Origin of the sequence: Bradyrhizobium betae, assembly GCF_050632175.1 — a bacterium.
Classification (GTDB): domain Bacteria; phylum Pseudomonadota; class Alphaproteobacteria; order Rhizobiales; family Xanthobacteraceae; genus Bradyrhizobium; species Bradyrhizobium betae_B.
Genome location: NZ_CP192576.1, coordinates 889,751 through 908,991, shown reverse-complemented (window position 1 = coordinate 908,991; position 19,241 = coordinate 889,751). Strand labels below are relative to the sequence as shown.

At 63.0% G+C, this 19,241-nt stretch carries 19 protein-coding genes and 2 pseudogenes; 8 read left to right on the top strand and 13 right to left on the bottom strand.

Annotation, left to right across the window (positions count from 1 at the left end; all coding sequences use genetic code 11):
* Nucleotides 1-23: 23 nt before the first annotated feature.
* A complete protein-coding gene (locus ACQ86E_RS04650; RefSeq protein WP_431204408.1) occupies nt 24-1,133 on the top strand; it encodes a hypothetical protein in 1,110 nt (369 codons plus the stop codon).
* Nucleotides 1,134-1,216: 83 nt separating this feature from the next.
* Here the strand turns inward: ACQ86E_RS04650 and ACQ86E_RS04645 are convergent, their stop codons facing one another.
* From ACQ86E_RS04645 to ACQ86E_RS04620, 6 genes are read right to left on the bottom strand one after another with little or no spacing between them, the layout of a single operon-like run.
* A complete protein-coding gene (locus ACQ86E_RS04645; RefSeq protein ID WP_431204407.1) occupies nt 1,217-1,702 on the bottom strand; it encodes a nucleoside deaminase in 486 nt (161 codons plus the stop codon).
* 13 nt (nt 1,703-1,715) lie between these two features.
* Nucleotides 1,716-3,248 (bottom strand): ABC transporter ATP-binding protein, encoded by a 1,533-nt coding sequence (locus ACQ86E_RS04640; RefSeq protein ID WP_431204406.1) that lies wholly within the window; start codon nt 3,246-3,248, stop codon nt 1,716-1,718.
* Nucleotides 3,245-3,928 (bottom strand): biuret amidohydrolase, encoded by a 684-nt coding sequence (gene biuH / locus ACQ86E_RS04635; protein WP_431204405.1) that lies wholly within the window; start codon nt 3,926-3,928, stop codon nt 3,245-3,247. Before biuH ends, ACQ86E_RS04640 begins: the two co-directional genes overlap by 4 nt.
* Before the next feature lie 18 nt (nt 3,929-3,946).
* The gene (locus ACQ86E_RS04630; protein WP_375313506.1) at nt 3,947-4,873 is read right to left on the bottom strand and encodes an ABC transporter permease; all 927 of its coding nucleotides are present in this window, start codon (nt 4,871-4,873) and stop codon (nt 3,947-3,949) included.
* Nucleotides 4,873-5,985, bottom strand: coding sequence for an ABC transporter permease (locus ACQ86E_RS04625; protein WP_431204404.1), 1,113 nt, complete (start codon nt 5,983-5,985; stop codon nt 4,873-4,875). Before ACQ86E_RS04625 ends, ACQ86E_RS04630 begins: the two co-directional genes overlap by 1 nt.
* Nucleotides 5,982-7,094 carry a BMP family ABC transporter substrate-binding protein gene (locus ACQ86E_RS04620; protein ID WP_431204403.1) on the bottom strand — a complete coding sequence of 371 codons (1,113 nt, stop codon included), beginning with the start codon at nt 7,092-7,094 and terminating at the stop codon, nt 5,982-5,984. Before ACQ86E_RS04620 ends, ACQ86E_RS04625 begins: the two co-directional genes overlap by 4 nt.
* A 407-nt stretch (nt 7,095-7,501) precedes the next feature.
* On the opposite strand from ACQ86E_RS04620, the gene ACQ86E_RS04615 reads away from it, so the two are divergent.
* The 3 genes from ACQ86E_RS04615 to map all read left to right on the top strand — a co-directional run bounded on the left by ACQ86E_RS04615 (nt 7,502) and on the right by map (nt 11,207).
* Nucleotides 7,502-8,776 carry an allantoate amidohydrolase gene (locus ACQ86E_RS04615; RefSeq protein ID WP_431204402.1) on the top strand — a complete coding sequence of 425 codons (1,275 nt, stop codon included), beginning with the start codon at nt 7,502-7,504 and terminating at the stop codon, nt 8,774-8,776.
* 95 nt (nt 8,777-8,871) lie between these two features.
* Complete coding sequence (locus ACQ86E_RS04610; protein ID WP_431204401.1) at nt 8,872-10,245, top strand: hypothetical protein; 1,374 nt, start codon at nt 8,872-8,874, stop codon at nt 10,243-10,245.
* 209 nt (nt 10,246-10,454) lie between these two features.
* Nucleotides 10,455-11,207, top strand: a complete 753-nt coding sequence (gene map / locus ACQ86E_RS04605; protein ID WP_431206394.1) for a type I methionyl aminopeptidase — start codon at nt 10,455-10,457, stop codon at nt 11,205-11,207.
* Nucleotides 11,208-11,253: 46 nt separating this feature from the next.
* Here map and ACQ86E_RS04600 read toward each other — a convergent pair whose 3' ends face one another.
* Nucleotides 11,254-11,475: a hypothetical protein gene (locus ACQ86E_RS04600; RefSeq protein WP_431204400.1), complete on the bottom strand. Its 222-nt coding sequence runs from the start codon at nt 11,473-11,475 to the stop codon at nt 11,254-11,256.
* Between the two features lie 349 nt (nt 11,476-11,824).
* Between ACQ86E_RS04600 and ACQ86E_RS04595 the strand changes: the two genes are divergently transcribed.
* Nucleotides 11,825-12,007, top strand: coding sequence for a hypothetical protein (locus tag ACQ86E_RS04595; RefSeq protein ID WP_431204399.1), 183 nt, complete (start codon nt 11,825-11,827; stop codon nt 12,005-12,007).
* A gap of 19 nt (nt 12,008-12,026) precedes the next feature.
* Here ACQ86E_RS04595 and ACQ86E_RS04590 read toward each other — a convergent pair whose 3' ends face one another.
* The 3 genes and pseudogenes from ACQ86E_RS04590 to ACQ86E_RS04580 all read right to left on the bottom strand — a co-directional run bounded on the left by ACQ86E_RS04590 (nt 12,027) and on the right by ACQ86E_RS04580 (nt 14,702).
* Nucleotides 12,027-13,403 carry a vWA domain-containing protein gene (locus ACQ86E_RS04590; protein ID WP_431204398.1) on the bottom strand — a complete coding sequence of 459 codons (1,377 nt, stop codon included), beginning with the start codon at nt 13,401-13,403 and terminating at the stop codon, nt 12,027-12,029.
* Nucleotides 13,404-13,408: 5 nt separating this feature from the next.
* A pseudogene (locus ACQ86E_RS04585) lies at nt 13,409-14,356 on the bottom strand (AAA family ATPase).
* Between the two features lie 145 nt (nt 14,357-14,501).
* Nucleotides 14,502-14,702, bottom strand: coding sequence for a hypothetical protein (locus tag ACQ86E_RS04580; RefSeq protein ID WP_151649020.1), 201 nt, complete (start codon nt 14,700-14,702; stop codon nt 14,502-14,504).
* Between the two features lie 224 nt (nt 14,703-14,926).
* On the opposite strand from ACQ86E_RS04580, the gene ACQ86E_RS04575 reads away from it, so the two are divergent.
* The gene (locus tag ACQ86E_RS04575) at nt 14,927-15,901 is read left to right on the top strand and encodes a quinone oxidoreductase family protein (protein WP_431204397.1); all 975 of its coding nucleotides are present in this window, start codon (nt 14,927-14,929) and stop codon (nt 15,899-15,901) included.
* Nucleotides 15,902-15,941: 40 nt separating this feature from the next.
* On the opposite strand, the gene ACQ86E_RS04570 is transcribed toward ACQ86E_RS04575, so the two are convergent.
* Complete coding sequence (locus ACQ86E_RS04570; protein ID WP_431204396.1) at nt 15,942-16,217, bottom strand: hypothetical protein; 276 nt, start codon at nt 16,215-16,217, stop codon at nt 15,942-15,944.
* A gap of 101 nt (nt 16,218-16,318) precedes the next feature.
* A pseudogene (locus ACQ86E_RS04565) lies at nt 16,319-16,926 on the bottom strand (S24 family peptidase).
* A 165-nt stretch (nt 16,927-17,091) separates the two neighbouring features.
* On the opposite strand from ACQ86E_RS04565, the gene ACQ86E_RS04560 reads away from it, so the two are divergent.
* Both ACQ86E_RS04560 and ACQ86E_RS04555 read left to right on the top strand, forming a co-directional pair.
* Nucleotides 17,092-17,625 (top strand): GcrA family cell cycle regulator, encoded by a 534-nt coding sequence (locus ACQ86E_RS04560; RefSeq protein WP_431204395.1) that lies wholly within the window; start codon nt 17,092-17,094, stop codon nt 17,623-17,625.
* A gap of 60 nt (nt 17,626-17,685) precedes the next feature.
* Nucleotides 17,686-18,261 carry a hypothetical protein gene (locus ACQ86E_RS04555; protein WP_431204394.1) on the top strand — a complete coding sequence of 192 codons (576 nt, stop codon included), beginning with the start codon at nt 17,686-17,688 and terminating at the stop codon, nt 18,259-18,261.
* Between the two features lie 46 nt (nt 18,262-18,307).
* Here ACQ86E_RS04555 and ACQ86E_RS04550 read toward each other — a convergent pair whose 3' ends face one another.
* Entirely contained in the window at nt 18,308-18,664 is a 357-nt protein-coding gene (locus tag ACQ86E_RS04550; protein ID WP_431204393.1) for a hypothetical protein, read from the bottom strand.
* Between the last annotated feature and the right edge of the window lie 577 nt (nt 18,665-19,241).

The following is a 19,241-nucleotide window of genomic DNA, read 5'->3' as shown; positions in this document are numbered from 1 at the left end:
TGTCCAACTTGGGGGTATTCAGGATGTCGTTTCGTTTCAAGGCAATTGCAGCCGCCGCGCTGTCACTTGCTACGCTAGCCACCTCTGGCTTGGCTCAAGCGGCGGATCTGCCGGTCAAGGCTGCGAAGAAGGCGGCCGACCTCCCGTTCTTCCTGGTGATCGATAATCGGGTCACCTACTCATACATCTTCAATGCCTCTCAGCCCGGCATGTGGTCGCTCAAGCCGGATGGCACGGTCAACAGCAAGACGACCAAGCAGGTCTACTCGTTCACCCACTTCGACCTCTGGGGCTACGGCACCAACTTCTTCACGATCTCGATGTTCAAGTCGGATCACAACGATCCCGCCGGCCCCTGCACGAATGCCGGAGTGCTGATCACCGGGGCTCCAGCAACCTGCGCCGGTGCGACGGAAATCTACGGCTTGTTCCGCTCGACGTTCGGCTGGAACGAAATCTTCAACACCAAGGCCTTCACCATGGGGCCGCTGCATAATATCTCGTTCGAGGTTGGCATGGATGCCAACACCGAAAACAGGTATTTCGGTGCAGCCAAGCGTGACGTCGTCGCCGGCCTGCAGTTCGCATTCGACCTGCCCTACAAGGGCTATATCAACGTCGCGCCCCTCGTGTATTGGGAATTCTACAACCACAACTCATTCAGCCAATGCGGTCTGTTCGGTCCGGGGACTGCTGGTGTGACCTGCCTGCAGGACGGCAATACGTCGTACAAGCCAACCTGGGCTGTCGAGATCAATTACTATATGGACCTCGGCTTCCTGCCGCAGAACATGCAGTATTTCTCGATCAGCGGTCGCGCCGGCTGGTATGGCAAGAAGGGGACCGACACCGAACCGCTTCCCTACAGTCCTGCCAATGGCGTCTACAATACCGCGGTCGAGTTGAACTCAGAGCCGATTCGACTGACGTTCGATGCCTCGAAGGCCGTTTGGGGAGACAAGTACTCTCACTTCGTCGATGTCTGGGTCGCCTATCGCTATTGGCAGAACAAGTTCGGCCTTGATCACAACGCCCCTTCGGCAGCCTGCTCTGCGACGGTGGGCGGAGTTACCCGGCCGAGCGGAGCCTGCACCGAGTCCTCGCTCTACTCCGGTATCACCGTGAAGTTCTGATTACCTGACGATCTTCAGGTGAACGAAGATGGCGCCGCTCCTCCACGGCGCCATCTTGCAATCCGACAGTGAGGCGTGGGCGCCTACCTCGTCCACACGCCGTCGTGCGGCGCCGCGGCTTCGTCCTCGAGTAGCGGACCCACCACCTCCGTCGGCCGCTGCCCGCTGGCAAAGACTTCGCGGCAGGGTAGGTCGAGCGTCGGGTTCTCCGGGTGGTTGCCGGTGACGCTGCGCAGGCGGTGTTCACTGAGGCCATAGACCACGCGGCCGATGCCTGCCCAGTAGATCGCGCCCGCGCACATCGCGCAGGGTTCTGCCGAGGAATAGAGCGTGGCTTTGGCCAGCACCTCGCGGCTGAGCGTGCGGCAGGCCTGCGTTGCCGCGAGGCGCTCGGCATGCGCGGTGCCATCGTGATCGGGCATGTAACCATTCTCGGTCTCGATCAGGACCTTGCCATCGGCATCGGCGACGATGCAGCCGAACGGATGGTTGCCATGGGTGAGGGAACGGCGGGCGACCGCGAAGGACAAACGCAAAAAGTGCTCGTCCCGCGCTAATGAGTTGTCCATCGATCCTCCGCGGTCAGTGCCCCGCCATGTGCCGGCCGACCTCGGTGAGGTCGGCTTCGCTGGTTCGTGCTTCATACACGAATTGGCCGTGGAACATCACCACCAGCCGGTCGGAGAGTTCGAGAAGCTCGTCGAGGTCTTCGCTGACGAGCAGCACAGCCGCACCACGGTTCCGGGCGGCCATGATCTCGGCGTGGATCTGCGCCACCGCCGCGAAATCAAGGCCGAAACAGGGATTGGCTGCGATCAGCACCTCGACGTCGCCTGCAAGCTCGCGGGCGAGAACGGCACGCTGGACGTTGCCGCCGGAGAGTGCCGAGATCGGCGTATCGGGCGTGCGGGTCTTGATCTTGTACTGGCCGATCTTCTTCTTCGCATCTTCCCGGAAGGCGCTGCGGTTGAGCCACCAGCCGCCACTGGCGAAGGGCGCGCGGTCGAATTCGCGGAAGGCGATGTTATCGGCGACGCTCATGCCGCCGACGCAGGCGTTTTTCAGCGGTTCTTCGGGCAGCAGCGACATCTTGTGGCGCCGCATCTCCTCGCGGCTGGCCCGATAGGGATCGCCCGCGACGCGGATCTCACCACCCTCCGCCTCACGTTGGCCGGCGAGCACCTCGACGAGCTGGCGCTGGCCGTTGCCGGAGACGCCGGCGATGCCGACGATCTCGCCGGCGCGCACGGTCAGCGAAACGTCGTGCACGGCCATGGCACCGGCATCGTCGAGGGCGCGGACCTTTGCCAGCTCCAGTCGGGCCTGGCCGGCTTCACCGGTGCGTGGCGGCTGTACCGTCAGTTCCTCGGCGCCGATCATGGTGCGCGCCATTGCGTCGGGCGTCAGCTCGGCGACCTTGCCGGCACCTGCGAGCTTGCCCCGGCGCAGGATCGTGACGTCGTCGGCGAAGGCCATGACCTCGCGGAATTTGTGCGTGATCATCAGGATCGTGAGCTCGCCCCTGACGACCATGTCGCGAAGCATCCCGAGCACCTCGTCGGCTTCCGCCGGTGTCAGTACAGAGGTCGGCTCGTCCAGAATCAGGAAGCGGCGCTTCAGGTAGAGCTGCTTGAGGATTTCGCACTTTTGCCGTTCGCCGGCGGAGATGTCGGAGACTTTTGCAGATAGCGACACCTTGAAGGGCATCCGGGCGAGGAACGCCGCGAGTTCCTTCATTTCCCTGGGCCAGTTCACCACCGCCGGCACATCGTCGCGCGCCAGCACAAGGTTTTCGGCAACCGTCATGGCCGGCACCAGCGTGAAGTGCTGGTAGACCATGCCGAGGCCGAGCGCGTGCGCGTCCCTGGGGTTGGCGATCGCCTGCTCGCGCCCGCCGACGATGATGTCGCCCTCGGTCGCGTGATAATAGCCCATGATGCATTTGACGAGGGTCGACTTTCCGGCACCGTTCTCGCCGAGCAGCGCGTGGAATGAGCCGGGGCGCACCTTCAGCTCGACATTGTCCAGCGCCAGAAAGTCGCCGAAGCGCATGGTCATGGCGATGGCGTCGACGCCGAAGGCGCCTGACGGCGGAGCTGTTTCGCCGACGATCACGAAATCGCTCCAATGAAAGCGTCGGAGGTCGAGACTGCGCCGAACACGCCGCCCTGCATCTTGATCATCTTCAAGGCGTGCTCGTGGTTGCTCTTGTCGGTCGCGCCGCAGCAATCGTGCAGCAGAACGCATTCGAAGCCGCGGTCGTTGGCCTCGCGCATGGTGGTGTGGACGCAGACGTCGGTGGTGATGCCTGTGAGGACGATGTTCTCGATCCCGCGCACACGCAGGATCAGCTCGAGATCGGTGGCGCAGAACGAGCCCTTACCAGGCTTGTCGATGATGGGCTCTCCCGGCAGCGGCGCTAGTTCCTCGATGATGTCCCAACCGGGCTCGCCGCGCACCAGGATGCGGCCGCACGGGCCGGGATCGCCGATGCCGGCGCCGATCTGGCGCGAGCGCCAGCGCTTGTTGGCGGGAAGGTCGGAGAGATCGGGACGATGGCCTTCGCGGGTATGGATAATGTGGAAGCCTTGGCTTCGCATCGTCGCGAGCAGCTTCTTGATTGGCTCGATCGGCGCCCGCGTCAGCGAGAGGTCGTAGCCCATCTTGTCGACATAGCCGCCGATGCCGCAGAAATCGGTCTGCATGTCGATGATGATGAGCGCGGTGTTTTCCGGGCGGAGGTCGCCGTTGTAGGGCCAGGCATAGGGCTCGGACTTGATGGTGCGCTCGGGCATGGTCGACCTCGTGCGTGGTTACCGGGTGATCGAGAGTTCTGCGGGGGCGCCGGTCAGCGTCCGCTTCGGCGAGCAGGTGATGATCATGATCGCCAGCGTCAGGATGTAGGGCGCGGCATTGAAGAGGTGATAGCCGGAGGTGACGCCGACCGATTGCAGTGCCGGTCCCAGCGCTGCGGCGCCACCAAAGGCGAGCGAAGCCCACAGGCAGAGCAGGGGGTCCCAGCGTGCGAAGATCACGAGCGCGACGGCGGTGATGCCCTGGCCCGATGACAGCCCCTCGTTCCAGCTTCCGGGATAGAACAGCGACAGGAACGAGCCGCCGATACCGGCCAGGAAGCCGCCGACCATGGTCGCACGCAGGCGGATTAGCAGCACGGAATGTCCCATCGCGCGCGCGGCGTCCGAGCTTTCGCCGGCGGTGCGGATCAGGAGGCCCCAGCGCGTGGTGCGGAAGGCCCAATACAGGATCGGCGCCAGCGCTACGCCAATCAGGAAGAGGACGTTGACCCGCAGCGCGGCGCGCACCTGCGGGACGTCGCTCCACCAGCCAAAATCGATCGCGGGCAGCCGCGGCGCAGTGGGCTCGATCAGCGGCTTGCCGAGATAGAAGGCAAGGCCAGTGCCGAACAGCATCAGGGCGATGCCGACGGCGACGTCGTTCACCCGAGGCAGGGAGCAGATGCCGGCGTGCAGCGCGCCGAGGAGTGCACCGGTGATGCCTGCGGCGAGCACGCCGAGCCAGGGCGAGCCGGTGAGATACGAGATGCCGTAGGCGCTCATCGCGCCCATCACCAGCGTGCCTTCGAGGCCCAGATTGATGCGGCCGGAGCGCTCGGTGATGCATTCCCCCAGGCTTACGAACAGAAAGGGTGTGGAGACACGAATGGCGCCGCCGAGGACGGCGAGCGGGACGGTCCAGAGTCCGATCGATCCGTCTGCCATCAGGATCTGCCTTTCAGGAATCCGATGCGGCCGTAGAGCGCATCGCTGGCCAGCACGAAGACGAAGATGATGCCCTGCAGCACCAGCACGGACGCATCCGGCAATCCCAGTCGGCGCTGCAACAGGCCGCCACTGGCGCTGATGCCGCCGAGCAGGATCGCGACGGGGATGATGGCCAGCGGATTTTGCCGTGCCAGGAAGGCGACCAGGATGCCAGTGAAGCCATAGCCCGCTGCGAGATTGGCGTTGGTGCGCCCCTGCACTGCGGCGACCTCAACCATACCGGCAAGTCCAGCAGCGCCGCCCGCGAGGAAGCAGATGGTGAGAATGAGCTTGCTGACGCTGAGGCCGACGATCTTCGCGGCGCGGATGTTGCCGCCGGCCACGCGCGCAGCAAAGCCGAACACCGTGTGATAGATCAAGATGTAGGCGGCGATCGCGGCGATCAGGCCGAAGACGAGGCCCCAATGCACGTCGGTGCCGGGGATCGAGCCGATCATGTTGACGGCGCCGATCTCGCGGGTCGACGGTTTGTTGAGGCTCGCGGGATCGCGCATCACACCCTCGACGAGATGGTTGAGGATCGCGAGCGCGATGTAGACGAGCAGGAGGCTCGAGATGGTTTCGTTGACGCCGCGAAACTGCCGCAGAGCGCCCGACAGCATGATCCAGAGGCCGCCGCCGATCACGCCGGCGATGACCATGGCGATCTGCACGACAAGCGGCGGCATGCCCTGGAGCAACAGCGCGGCGCTGGTTGCCGACAGTGCGCCGATCAGCAGCGCGCCTTCGCCGCCGATGATGACCATGCCGAGCTGCGCGGGCAATGCCGTGCAGAGCGCGGTGAGGATCAGGGGCGCAGCACGCGTCAGAGTGTTCTGCCAGGAGAACCAGGTGCCGAAGGCGCCGTAGTACATGTAAAAATAGAGGTCGAGCGGATTCTTGCCAAACGTCGCGACGAAGATGCCGAAGACCACGAGCGCACCGGCGAGTGCCGCGCCCGGGATCAGGACATACTCGATCGTGCCGCCGTGGCGTTGGAGAAAGCCGGGGTCAGCGGCCGGGGCAATTGTCCCGGCCGCTTCGGCAGAATCCGCTGCTTCCGATGTCACGAAGTCGCTCCGATCACGCCCTCCACGAGGTAGTCCATCTTCTCCAGTTCAGGATCCTTCTGGCCGCGATCGGTGCCGGCCGGGATCACCGTCTTGCCCTTGTTGTCGACCAGCCCGCCCTTGAAGATGGCGTAGCCATCGGCCGACAGGAACTTGGCCTTGACGTCGTCGGCATGCTTGCGCGCCTCCGCGGACACCGCTTCGCCATAGGGCGAGGTCTTGACGATCTCTTCCTTGAGGCCGCCGCGGTAGAAGTTCGGGATGCTCTCGCCAGCGGCGATCATTTTCACGAATTTTGGGTAGAGCGCTTCCCAATTCCACTCGGCACCGGTGAGGTAGGCCTTCGGCGCAAGCGGCGACTGGTTGACGTGATAGCCGCAGACGAACGCGCCGCGGCGCGCGGCATTCTCGACCATGGTCTTCGGGCCGTCGACGTGACAGGTGAGCACGTCCACGCCCTGGTCGATCAGGCTGTTGGTGGCCTCGGCTTCCTTGACCGGCATCGACCAGTCGCCAGTGAAGATCACCTGCGTGGTGGCCTTGGGATTGGCGAGCCTGGCGCCGAGCGCAAAGGCGTTGATGTTGCGCAGCACCTGCGGGATCGGCTTTGCCGCGACGAAGCCGAGCTTGCCGCTCTTGGAAGTGTAGCCGGCGACGATGCCAGAGATGTACTGGGCTTCGTCGATATAGCCGAAATAGCTGCCGGCGTTCTTCGGATCCTTGTCGCTCCAGAGGCCGCCGCAGTGCTCGAAGCGGAGCTTCGGGTACTTGTTGGCCATCTTGATCATGTGCGGATTGTAGTAGCCGAACGAGGTCGGAAAGAGCAGGGAGGCGCCGTCGAGATTGATCATGGACTCGATCGTCTTCTCGACCGCGTCAGTCTCCGGCACCTTCTCTTCCTCGACGACCTTGAGGCCGGCAATCTTCTTCAGCGCCGCAGCGCCCTGCGCATGCGCCTGGTTGTAGCCGTAGTCGTCACGCGAGCCGACATAGATAAAGCCGATGGTGGTGTCGGCCGCGACGGCCGGGCGGACGCCTGCCGCCGCCCCAAGGGTGAGGGCCGTGCCGCCCAGCAACACATGACGTCGTGAAATCCTGCCAAAATCCATTGCTTGCTCCCCGTGGCGGATGCCCCGCCTTGATCTCGCGGCCGCCGCCGGCCTGGCGGCGCCTGGGATAGGTTGTCGCAAGCTTTGTGCCAGAGGCTACAATATATGCATATTCATACAAGTAATTGAAATATAATATATATCTATCTATCAAAAATCCTGATGAGGAAATCGGCAGACTAAATTTAGAGCATAATTCGGCCTTTGTATGCAATCTGGTTAAGCATTCTTTACGCGCCCTGCGTGTGCATGACTGATCCTGGATGGTCGGTCGAACGGCGCATTCATGCTAACCACGCGCTTGCCCGAACGGGGCCGCGGCGTCATTTCCGCTGGCACCGAACTTGTATCGATTTTTCGCCAGACCGCCTGCTGCCGCGGTCTCAAGAGATGGAAAGCTCGCCGAGATGGGTGCCGCCAACGCCGTTCAGGATGCATCGCTCGGTAAAGAGATCGTGCGTCGGATCAACGAGCTCTGCGCGATCTCGGAAGACCCCGAAAAGCTCACCCGTATCTATCTCAGCAAGGAGCTGCGCAAAGCTGCCGAGCTCATTCTGATCTGGATGCGCGATGCCGGCATGAACGCGCATCTCGATGCGATCGGCAACGTCTGTGGCCGCTACGAGGGCGAGCGGCCGGGCGCGCCCTGCCTGATGCTCGGTTCGCACTACGACACCGTGCGCGATGCGGGCAAATGGGATGGGCCGCTCGGCGTGATCACGGCGATCTCTTGCGTCGCGGATCTCAATCGCCGCGGCAAGCGCCTGCCGTTTGCGATCGAGGTCGTCGGCTTCGCCGATGAGGAGGGGGTGCGTTTCGCGTCGACCCTGCTCGGGAGCCGCGCGGTCGCCGGCACCTTTGACGAGAGCGTCCTGAACACACGGGACCGTGACGGCGTGGCGATGCGCGATGCGCTCGTCACGTTTGGCCTCGACCCGGATCACATCGGCGCGGCCGCGCGGGCCCGGCGCGAGCTGCTTGCCTATCTGGAACTGCACATCGAGCAGGGACCGGTCCTGGAAGCGCAGAACCTGCCCGTCGGCGTCGTCACCGCCATCGCAGGCGCGACACGGCTTGCCGCACGGCTGACCGGCATGGCCGGTCACGCCGGCACCGTGCCTATGGCGCTGCGCCGGGACGCGCTCGCCGGCGCAGCCGAGTGCATCGGCGTCATCGAGGAGTTTTGCCGCACCGACGCGAGCGGGCTGGTCGGTACCGTCGGCTACATCCAGGCGAGTCCCGGCGCCACGAATGTCATTCCAGGCGAAGTGTCGTTCACCATCGACATGCGCGCGCCGACCGACATGCATCGCAAGCGCGCGGTTGCGGACATCGTCCGCCAGATCGAGGCCATCGCCAGGCGCCGGCATCTGGCGCTCCAGCTCGACGTCACCCACGAGAATCGCACCGCGCCCTGCGCCCCCTGGCTAAAAGAGCAGATCGCGCGGGCGATTGCCCGGGAAGGCCTTTCCGTGTTCGAGCTGCCGAGCGGGGCAGGGCACGACGGCATGGCCATGATCGATATCGCGGATGTCGGCATGATTTTCGTCCGCTGCCGCGGCGGCATCAGCCACCATCCGGACGAGCATGTGGAGCTCGCGGATGCCGATTCCGGCGCGCGCGTGCTGCTGCGTGTGATCGAGAATTTCAGGCCCCGGGACGATCGCGCCGGACCGAACTGACGGCCGCGTGCTGCATGTCATCGCGGCGAGACACGAATCAGTCATGCTTGAAATGGTGACCGGCCAGCGCCGGAATCACCAAAGATCAGGCGGATATGAACAGCGATATTTCCTTGCCGTCACATCGTGAGAACCGATTTTATCAAGGCGCGGCAGCCACCTTTGTCGCCAATGCCCTTCAGGCGGTCAATTTCCTCGGCGACCGGTTCCTGCGAAAGTCGCATCATTCGTTTACGGCGATCGAGGACCTCTACCGGCACTCGATGGACAGCGCGTTTTCGGTGGCCGAGGCGTTCCTCGTCACCGGCGCGCCGCATGCATCCGCCTATTACCCGCGTGACTTCGCCTGGTTCTATCCCGACGTCCTCGACCCCGAGACCATCATGGATTCACGGGACGCGGTCCGGCGGGCGCGCCTGCTCGAAAAGAGCGTTCGCTTGTTGCTCGAGGCGGTTCGCGCCGACGTCGTCACGACCACCATCGTCCCGGCGGGACGCGGCCGATATCTCGGCGTGAATTATTTCTCGCGCCCGTCGGACACGCTGCTCGGCATTCTGGCCGGTCTCCAGCAGATGATCTTCGCCGAAGAGAGGGCGTCGTCCTATCTGGCGATGTCACAATGCGCACATGCCGGCCGATTGTTGCTGGCCGAATACGGCGGCGACCTGAAGCGGGCTATTCTGAAGCTCGCAAGCGAGCTTGAGCCGTTCGACAATGACGGCGTCAGATATCTGCTTTGCGACGCCCGCGCGCCCCGTTCTGCGGCAACCGACACGCGTGCGGAGCGCCGGCGTTTCGTCACCAATGCCAGCGTCTACACGACGTTCGTGTGGGGCTTACAGCTCGGAGTCGTCAACGAGAGCGAACTGAAGCGGCTGCTCGGTCAGGGCCTCGCGCAGTACAAAAGGGACCTGCTCCGCCTGTTCGGCAGGGACGGCTATATCAGGCACAGCCTCGATGGACCGGTGGGCTCGCCGGTGTCATTGGTCGCGCTGGACTTTGTCAGCGTGCATCGCGGCTTCTGGGATATGAGCGATGCAAGCGAGCGCGCGCTGTTCGCGGCCACCGCGGATCTGGTCATTGCCGAACCACGCTTCCGCATCCCCAGCACGTTCCACTTCCTGGTGTCCGCGGAAAATCCGCGGAACAAGATGATCCACAAGATTGCGGCTCCCGCTTACCAGGGACGTTCCTCGTGGCCGACGTTCAACGTCGAGTTCGCGGATCGCATGCTCGACTACGACGAGCTTTCGGGAACCGATACCTACCGGGCCTGCGCCCAGGGCATATTGAAAGATATTCGCACCGCGACCGAGGTCCACGGCGGATATCAGGAGCTGATTTCGGAGCAGGGCCTGAAGTACCGCACCTGGGCCTACAAGGGCGCCGTGGCGCACTCGTGGTTTCCGCGCTTCCTGTCCGTCTGGAGGAGGGCGTACGGTACGCCGCTCCTACAGTGGAATGACTGAACTGGCACCCCGCGGTCACATCGACCAACTCGCTGCCAGGCATAAGCGGCTTCGACTCGGCGGCAGGTGCCGCGACAATGGTCGACATGGTCGCTCCTCATGACTGACGACGTCTTGATTGCCCAAAAAGGAGTAGCTCACGTGCTAGATTGCCGCGGTTTGCGAGTCGACTTCGCAAAGACTATGTCCCGGCTTTCGGAAGGCTTGATATGACAATCTCAAATGAGGACGAACTCGCCCGCCTGAAAGAGATCGGGCGGATCGTTGCCAACGCGCTCGAGGCCATGGGCAAGGCCCTCGAGCCGGGGATGACCACGGCCGAACTCGACCAGATCGGGCGCAAACTACTGGACGCCGCCGAGGCGCGTTCGGCGCCGGAACTGGCTTACGCCTTTCCTGGCGCGACCTGCATCAGCGTGAACGAGGAGATCGCGCACGGCATCCCGGGTCCCCGGCGGATCGAGCGCGGAGATCTGGTCAATATCGACGTTTCCGCCGAGAAGAACGGCTTCTTTGCCGACACCGGAGCCTCGTTCGCCGTGCCGCCCGTGAATCGCTCGATTGAGCGACTTTGCCGGGATGGCCGGCGTGCGATGTGGACAGGCCTGCGGCAGGTCGGAGCCGGCAAGCCGATTGCCGGCATCGGTCAGGCCATCGGGACGTTTGCACGGAAAAACGGCTATACGCTCGTCAAGAACCTCGCCAGCCATGGTGTCGGCTTGTCGCTCCATGAAGAGCCGACGGAGATTGCAACATGGCCCGATGCTTCGGAGCGTCGGATCATGGGCGACGGCCTGGTGTTCACCGTCGAGCCATTTCTATCTCTCGGAGCCGAGTGGGCCGAGGATGGTGACGGCGATCCGTGGACGCTCTATGGCAGCCCCGAGGCGCCAACGGTGCAGTATGAGCACACCGTGATCGCAACCCGAAACGGGCCGTTGATCGTTACGTTGCCTGGTTAGGGAACGCCTCAGTCGATCGCGCATGCGTTTCTGACAATCAATGCGGCTATGCCACCAGATCCAGCAGTCGGCATGATCCCCGTACCAGCGTCTTGCGCCCGGTCGTCGTGATCACGGGTACGCCCTCGTCGACGGCAACAAGGCCGAGCCGGACGAGACCTTCGACGAGATAGGCCTTCGCGAGGCGACCGGTCGACGTGGGTGTGCGAAGGGCCTTCAGCGCTTCCCATTGATCCGGCGAGAGATCGAAGTCGAAATCGTCGTTCATATTGCCTCGAGCGATAGTCAGGTTTGCGTGCCCCTGTTAGCGGCGCTGCATGAAGACCATGCGACGACAATGAGTCCGGAATCCGGTGAGCTGCTTAAAACGTCTCTTCAGGAATTGCCGCAAATCGTTGCGGCGCAAGGGTTAAGATCGTTTGATTCAGAAATCGTCCCGGGAGGCCATCACTTGTTCATGATGCAGACTTGATGTTGCGCTGCGATTGATGCGGTGCATGGCAAGCGTTGCTGTCCCATTCTGTGTCGTGAGAAGCCAGGAATGACGAGACGCGACGTTCGGAACTCTGCTAGGTTGACCTGAGGAGAATGGCTTCACACGACAGGAGTGTGAGTACATGAAACGGCTGATTGAAATTCGCAGTCAGGAATTTCTGTGCCGTGAGCGCGCCGTGCGCGATTTGGAGCGCCGGATGTTCTGGCTTGCTCAGGCCGAGGAATGGGAGCAGCGCGCGCTTGACGAAATCGCCTATCACTTTCGTGAGTGCAATCTCGCGCAGGCTGAGCTGAACGCCGCCTGACGCCGGAGCCGATCATTCTCTATTGATAAGTCGCCACGATATCGGATACCGCGCGCTCGAGCTGTTGCGCGGTGGCGCATTGGCGCACGACGGTGCAAAAGGTCGCATAGCGCGGCATCTCGGAATCGCCAAAGCCCCAGGCGAGCCGTCCTTCGGGATTGAGCCAGACCAGCCGCTTCGACCGCTCGGAAATGCGGCGGAGGATGTCGGCGCGCGGATCGAGATTGTTGCTGCGGGCATCGCCGAGCACGATCACCGTGGTCTGCGGCGTCAGTGTGCTCATGAACTCCTTCTCGAAGTCGACCAGAGAGGAGCCGTAGTCCGACGAGCCGAAGCCGACCTTGGCCACGATTTCCGCCATCGCCTCTTCTGGCGACTTCTTTTCCAGGATCTCGCTGACCTCGATCAGGTGCGAGGAGAAAGCGAAGGAGTGGACGTCGTCGACCACCTCGTGCAGCGAGTGGATCAGGAGCAGGAAGAAGTCAGAGACCTGCGCGACCGAGCCAGAGACGTCGCAGATTGCCACGATCCTCGGCCTGTCGCGATGCTTGCGCTTCCAGGCCGTGAGGAAGGGCACGCTGCCCCAGGCTGCGTTGCGGCGGATCGTGCGGCGGACGTCGAGGTGGCCACGGCGCTGGCGCTTGCGCGGTTTCGAATAACGCTCGCGCAGGCGCCGCGCGATCTGGCGGATGAGGGCGCGCATCTCGGCGACCTGGCGCCGCTCGATGCGGGCGAGCGGCGCGTTGCGCAGGATTTCGTTACGGAGGTTCTCTGCTTCCTCGCGGGCATAGAGTGCGAGCCCCTGCGCGACGGTGTCGCGTACCGCCTCGCGCAGGGCGTCGAGCGCGTCGCGCAGGCGCTCTGCCAGTGCGGGATTGGTCGCCGTCAGTTCGTCGAGATCGTCGCGTAGACGCTGAAGGCCCATGGCGTCGAGGATGCGGCTGGAAAAGATGCCGCGCTGGGTGGAATAGCGGATGTCGGACAGGGAGGCCGTACTGGAGGCGCTGGCGATGGCTGCCGCAACCGCATTGCGGTCCTGCGCCAGCAGCATCTGCGCCAGCGGGCCCAATCCTTCGGGCGGTTGGCCTTCGCCAGCCTCACTGGTCGCGCCCGAAGGCGGCGCCGGGTCCGCATCCTGCGAAGCATCCTCGTTGTTGGATTCAGATTGATCTTGCCGCGGCTCCGGCTGGCTGAAGAACAGGTCAAAACAGTCGCCGAGCGCGAGCTTCTCGTCCTGCGATTTGGCGAGCGTCAGGAGCAGTGCGTCGCGCAGGATGGCGCGATCGGACACGCCGACCTGCGCGACCGCGCGCATCGCATCGATGCTTTCGGCAGGCGAGACGTGGACGCCGGCGCCGCGCGCCGCCCGGAAGAAGCGATGGATGTTCTCGCGCATCGGCGTCAACCGAAGACGTTGGATCGTGCTGCCTTGGCAATGAAGGTCGTAATCTGGGGCTGAGCCGCCTCGATGTCAGCTTCGTATTTCAAGAGCACATTGAGCGTGTCCTTGACGATCTCGGTGTCGAGTTCGGAAGCCTGCAACAACACCAGCACGCGCGCCCAGTCGATGGTCTCGCTGACAGAGGGCAGCTTCTTCAGATCGAGCGAGCGGATTTCGTGGATGAAGCCGACCATCTGCCGGCGCAGAGTCTGCGAAATGCCGGGCACGCGGCTCTCGACGATGCGCTCCTCCAGCCGTTGCTCGGGAAAGCCGATATGCAGATGCAGGCAGCGCCGCTTCAGGGCGTCGCCGAGGTCACGTTCGCTGTTGGAGGTGAGGATCACGGTCGGTGGCGTGATCGCAGAGACGGTGCCGAGCTCGGGGATCGTGACCTGGAAGTCGGACAGGATCTCCAGCAGCAGCGATCTCGAATTCGGCATCCGACTTGTCGATCTCGTCGATCAGAAGCACACAGCCGCCCGGCTGCTCCAGCGCCTGGAGCAGGGGCGGGGTTCGACGAACTCCTTGGAGAAGAATACGTCGCCGAAATCATGAAGCTGGTCGAGCGCCGCGTGCAGCGTCTGCGCACCGCCGAGCACTTCGCCGAGCTTGTCCTTCAGGATCTGGGTGTAGAGAAGCTGCTTGGCGTATTTCCACTCGTAGAGCGCCTTGGCCTCGTCGAGGCCTTCGTAGCACTGCAGCCGGATCATCTTCATGCCGCGCCAGGCGGCAATCGCCTTGGCAAGCTCGGTCTTGCCGACGCCCGCGGGGCCTTCGACCAGGATCGGCTTCTCGATCTGTTGCGACAAATAGACCGCGGTCGCGATCTGCCGGCTCGCGATGTAGCCTTGCGCGGCGAGGCCGCTCTCCACTGCCTCGATCGCGGTCGAGGGCTTCTGTTCAGCCACGAATTGGCGCTCCCAAAGGTCTTGCTTAAGGCTTGTTCTGCCTGCGTTCACGGCAAAGAACAAGCCTCGTTTGGGAATGACCAGACCCGCGGGAGCGGGATTTTTTCCGCTCAACGCAAATACTTGGACGGTTCGCCGACCGCACTCAGTGCCGCAGCAGCTCCGGCTTGCGGATGGTCTGTCGGACCTCGGCGCCGCAATCGGCGCATTCATAGATGAAGTCTATCTTGGCAAGGGTCCAATGCGGCTCGACCTCTCGAACATACATCGGCAGGAAGCCCATGCACGTCGGGCAAATCACAGGCGCGATTTCGATGTCCTGATGATGCTGTACATAAGCTGGCATCTCGGCTCTCCTTCGCAGGCGACCACCAAACCCCGCGCAAAAGCTACTGCCGGGCACGCCGATGCCGTCATCAACTCTTTCGAACAGAGGCGGAACGGCGGAGGTTTGCCGTTCGCTGTGACATTCTTGTTACGTCTCTGTACTGTAACGGGCGGACCAAATGCCTATTTCTCCGACCGTTCAGGTCTATTGACCATCACTGCAACGATAAGGGAGCAACGCCCATGACGCATGCCATTCGTTTTCACAAGACCGGCGGTCCGGAAGTCCTGGTGTGGGAGGAGGTCAGTGTCGGCAAGCCGGGGCCTGGCGAGGCACGCATCCGCCACACCGCCGTCGGCCTCAACTTCGTCGATATCTACAACCGCTCCGGTGTGTACCCGGTTCAATTGCCGAGCGGCCTTGGCAGCGAGGCGGCGGGCATTGTCGAGGAAGTCGGGCCCGGCGTCGCCGACCTGAAGCCCGGCGATCGCGTCGCCTATGGTGCTTCGCCCCTCGGAGCCTATTCCGAGGCGCGGCTGATCCCCGCCGACCGGCTCCTGAAGCTGCCTGACGGCGTCGATGACAAGACTGCGGCGGCAATGATGCTCAAGGGCCTCACCACGCAATATTTGATCCGGCAGACCTACCGGGTGAAGGCCGGGGATACCATCCTGCTCCACGCTGCGGCCGGCGGCGTCGGCCTGATCCTGGCCCAGTGGGCCAAGCATCTTGGCGCGACTGTGATCGGCACGGTCAGCAGCGACGAGAAGGCCAAGCTTGCCAAGGCGCATGGCTGCGACCATGTCATCATCTACACGCGCGAGGATTTCGTGAAGCGCGTGGACGAGATCACGGGCGGCAAGAAAGTGCCCGTGGTCTATGATTCCGTAGGTAAAGACACGTTCCTGAAATCCCTGGACTGCCTCGCGCCGCTCGGGGTCGCTGCGCTGTTCGGCGCGTCCTCCGGCGCCGTCGAGCCGCTCAATCTCGGCCTACTCGCGCAGAAGGGGTCGCTCTACGTCACACGGCCGACGCTGTTCACCTACGCCGCCAAGCGCGAGGCCCTGGTCGCGATGGCGAACGAGTTGTTCGACGTCGTCAAGTCCGGCGCGGTCAAGATCGAGGTGCACCAGACCTATCCGCTGAAAGACGCAGCCAAGGCGCACGCCGATCTCGCTGCGCGCAAGACCACGGGCTCGACCGTCCTCACGGTTTGATCCTCGACTGGCGAGTGGCGCAGGTCAGTAAAGGCCTGCGTCACGTCCGCTCGTGCTTGCGCAGGTCACGGGCGTGGTCGAGGCGGATTGCCTGGATGTCGATATCTTCAGGCGAAATTTGGGGAAGGGCCGCCTCGGACAGGATGGCCTCCGTCACGTCCTCGACCGAATTCTCTGCGATTTCGTGAATGAACGAGATGTTCTGATATTCACCGGAGGCGACGCGGGAAATCACCTGGCGTCGTGTGACTTCGGGATCGACGACGGCTTCGCGGCCGCGCCGCCCGTAGTCGATCATCACAACAAAATATTGCATGAAAACAGCTCTGCCGCGCTTCGATGACCGAGGCACGGCAGAGTATTTCGCAGAAACGAAATAAAGTCAAGTACTATTTCCGAAAATCAGAAATCAGTCATCTACTTGCCCTTCTTGCGGGGGCGAGCCGATTTAGCGCGCAGCCGCTCGAGTTGGCCCTTGGGCATGGACAGGCAGATCTCGCCGACCCATTCGAGTTTCACGCCGACGATCGGCTTGGCGTTGAAACTATTGAGATTGACGACGGAGGGGACTTGCCCCGCTCGATGGTCTTCAAATAGCGCTCGCCGGTCTTGAGGCGAACCACAGCCTCTTCACCGTAGAAACTCGACAACGGGTGGCGCTGGTCCTTGTAGACCACGATCACGTCGCCGCTCTCGTATTTGGGCAGCATCGAATCGCCCACGATCTCGAAGGCGACGGTCTCTTCCATGATCGGGAAGGGCAGCGCGATATCGCCGAGGCCTTCCGGAGGAACCTGTTCATAATCCGGCTCGATCACGGCGCCGGCGCCAACCCGGCCCATGATCGGCGCGAGGTTGAGCTCAAGATATTCCATAATCGGAATGATTTCCGACGCCTTGACCAGTCGCTCACCGCCGAGGATCTCCGACACCGCGCCTGGCCGCACGCCCATGGCCGCAGCCAAGCCGCCCTTGCTCTTGCCCGTTTTCTCCAGGCCCCGCTCGATCATCGCAACGTCCAACATGTTGATTCCCTCGATTGCTCGTCGTTCAGTCTCTTGTAATCCGAAATTCGGAATTATTGCAATTATGAATATCAGAATTGTGGCTTGACAAGTTATTCGGAATACCGGAATGTACGTCTCGTCTCCCGGTCGAGGGCCGATGGAGGCGCATCACAGGGTAGCAGCATGGAACCGGGCCATTGGTCGTCGGAGCATTCCGACGCGCTTCGCGACTATTTTCTCAAGGGGATGTCCTATTCGGAGATAGCACGGGAGATTAACGCAAGATTTGGAACGGCTTACTCGCGCGGCGCGGTGATCGGCCGTGCCAAGCGGCTGGGGCTCATCGCGCCCGCACGGATGCAGAGTCCGTCGATCGTGCCGTCTTTACCGGCGCAGGCCTGTCTGCTTTCGCCGCGGCAATCGGCGTTGCCGAACCTGAATTCTCCGCCGAAGTCCGCTATGAAGCCTGCCGCGCCGGTCAAGTTGCGCTGTATCGGCGTCCAGCCACGCCTGATTTCCTTGCTCGAACTCGCGCCGGGCGACTGCCGCTACCCCTATGGCGGCGACAAGGACGGGGAGGAGATCGCGTTTTGCGGCCATCCGCGCCAGCCGGGCTCCAGCTATTGCACGCCGCATGCCGGCCTGACCCGCAAAGCTGGAGCCGCGGCTGCCCGTGCCACCGGTCCCGTCTTGCTGAGGCTGGTCTCGGCGGCCTGAGGAGGCTGCCACCCGTTCAATCGTCAATCTCCAATCGTCAATTTTGCAAGGAGTATCCGAGTGGCACGTGCCCGACGCAACAAATCCTACAGATTGGCTGAGATCTACGACCGGCGGTCGCGCGAGGTGCCGTTCAATGCCGAAGTGGCGGAGGTCGAGGTCGACAATCCGCTGGCGCTCGATCCCGGCGAGAAGATCGTGGCGATCCGGTCGGTCCGCAGCGATCCGCTCGGGCGGCTGCACGCGCATCACCAGATCGACGAGGCGCAATATCGCGGTGGGCGCGCCTTCCAGAGCGATTGGGAGACGGCGGAGCGCGGGCCCCAGGCGGTGGACCCGACGCGCGAATATGTCGATGGCGCGCGTTCGCGCGAGCCCGTCACCGAGAGCCAGCGGCAGGCGGTGCTGCGCCTGAACCGGGTCGAGCGGGAACTCGGCACCGACGGCGCGGCGCTGGTGCACGACGTGCTGGTGCTTGGGTTGACCATGGACCAGATCGGGCAGCGCCGCGCCGTCCGGACCCAGCGCTGGAACGACTATTTTGCGCGCCGCTTTCGCGAATGCCTTGACCGGCTGGCGCAGGTCTACGGTTTTGCAACGGAGGGGATGACTCAGCGCGGGGAGCGGCGCCGATGATGGCGGCGCGCCAGCGGTCCCGGCCGCCGGCGCGCCGATTCGCTGCTTACGGGTGCGGCACGATCTGGTAGGGCGTCGTATAGGGCTCGACACGGAGTGAGGCGTTGGCCAAGAGCCCGATCTTGGCAGTCGGCGCCTGCTGCATTTCGCCGTTCGGGCCGCGATGTACGTTGTATTGCCAGACCGTGAGATCGCCCTTCTGGGCGAGCGCGTGGGCAACCGCGCTCGCATCGTTGCCGCCGAGCGCTTTAAGCTCCTCTGCCGACAATCCGACGACGATTTCGTCCTTGATGGTGACGATCTTGAACAGGTTCATCTTCGTCTCCTGCGCCCATGCGCCTTGTATCGAGAAGGTGAGAAGCGCGACCGCGGCGCCCTTGATGAGATCGCAGCGAGAAAGCATGCCGTCGTCCTTTGGTGCTGAGGTGCGCCCGAATCGAAGAGTCCGTCAGCCAGGGCGCCCGTGGTCTGCGTGGCCGTGTCGCAACCGCTTGGTCGTTCGACCTCGAACATCGGTTCACCGGCGGAGGCATATCGGAGCGATGAACTCCGGCGCCCCGGATCGGGACCTTGGAGACCGGCTGCGAGATGGATGTTCAATTCATCGGCGGCACAACCGCCGAGGCTGCACTCAACAATTACGTGTATACTCTGAAGAAACCTTAATCTGCGTTTGCCGATCTCCGTTCATAGCGGAAACACGCCGAAACGCTGTGCCGGTTGACAGTGATCGAGGCTTTAAGCTTGGGTGATGCTGCTTCTTGACGCAGGCGGGTGACGGCAGTCCATATTCCTGTTATCCGGAATTGCCGTGGTGCGATGCAGATGAAGCATCGCTGCAGCGACGGCTTGGGCTTGCCGGAGGGGTTGTTCCTTGACATAGTTGCAACCTGTTCTGGTTGAGCCTGTCCTTCTGGAGATGTAGTTCAACGGGGTGGCTCTCAGGGTATCCCGACCGAGATGTTCGTTCTCACCATGGC

Bases quoted from the DNA above. Each gene is read 5' to 3' on its own strand.
- ACQ86E_RS04600 (WP_431204400.1), bottom strand. From the start codon at position 11,475: ATGAACGACGATTTCGACTTCGATCTCTCGCCGGATCAATGGGAAGCG.
- ACQ86E_RS04570 (WP_431204396.1), bottom strand. From the start codon at position 16,217: ATGCAATATTTTGTTGTGATGATCGACTACGGGCGGCGCGGCCGCGAA.
- biuH (WP_431204405.1), bottom strand. From the start codon at position 3,928: ATGCCCGAGCGCACCATCAAGTCCGAGCCCTATGCCTGGCCCTACAAC.
- ACQ86E_RS04595 (WP_431204399.1), top strand. From the start codon at position 11,825: ATGAAACGGCTGATTGAAATTCGCAGTCAGGAATTTCTGTGCCGTGAG.
- ACQ86E_RS04615 (WP_431204402.1), top strand. From the start codon at position 7,502: ATGGGTGCCGCCAACGCCGTTCAGGATGCATCGCTCGGTAAAGAGATC.
- ACQ86E_RS04550 (WP_431204393.1), bottom strand. From the start codon at position 18,664: ATGCTTTCTCGCTGCGATCTCATCAAGGGCGCCGCGGTCGCGCTTCTC.
- ACQ86E_RS04630 (WP_375313506.1), bottom strand. From the start codon at position 4,873: ATGGCAGACGGATCGATCGGACTCTGGACCGTCCCGCTCGCCGTCCTC.
- ACQ86E_RS04590 (WP_431204398.1), bottom strand. From the start codon at position 13,403: ATGCGCGAGAACATCCATCGCTTCTTCCGGGCGGCGCGCGGCGCCGGC.
- ACQ86E_RS04610 (WP_431204401.1), top strand. From the start codon at position 8,872: ATGAACAGCGATATTTCCTTGCCGTCACATCGTGAGAACCGATTTTAT.
- ACQ86E_RS04580 (WP_151649020.1), bottom strand. From the start codon at position 14,702: ATGCCAGCTTATGTACAGCATCATCAGGACATCGAAATCGCGCCTGTG.
- ACQ86E_RS04650 (WP_431204408.1), top strand. From the start codon at position 24: ATGTCGTTTCGTTTCAAGGCAATTGCAGCCGCCGCGCTGTCACTTGCT.
- ACQ86E_RS04645 (WP_431204407.1), bottom strand. From the start codon at position 1,702: ATGGACAACTCATTAGCGCGGGACGAGCACTTTTTGCGTTTGTCCTTC.
- ACQ86E_RS04575 (WP_431204397.1), top strand. From the start codon at position 14,927: ATGACGCATGCCATTCGTTTTCACAAGACCGGCGGTCCGGAAGTCCTG.
- ACQ86E_RS04560 (WP_431204395.1), top strand. From the start codon at position 17,092: ATGGAACCGGGCCATTGGTCGTCGGAGCATTCCGACGCGCTTCGCGAC.
- ACQ86E_RS04620 (WP_431204403.1), bottom strand. From the start codon at position 7,094: ATGGATTTTGGCAGGATTTCACGACGTCATGTGTTGCTGGGCGGCACG.
- map (WP_431206394.1), top strand. From the start codon at position 10,455: ATGACAATCTCAAATGAGGACGAACTCGCCCGCCTGAAAGAGATCGGG.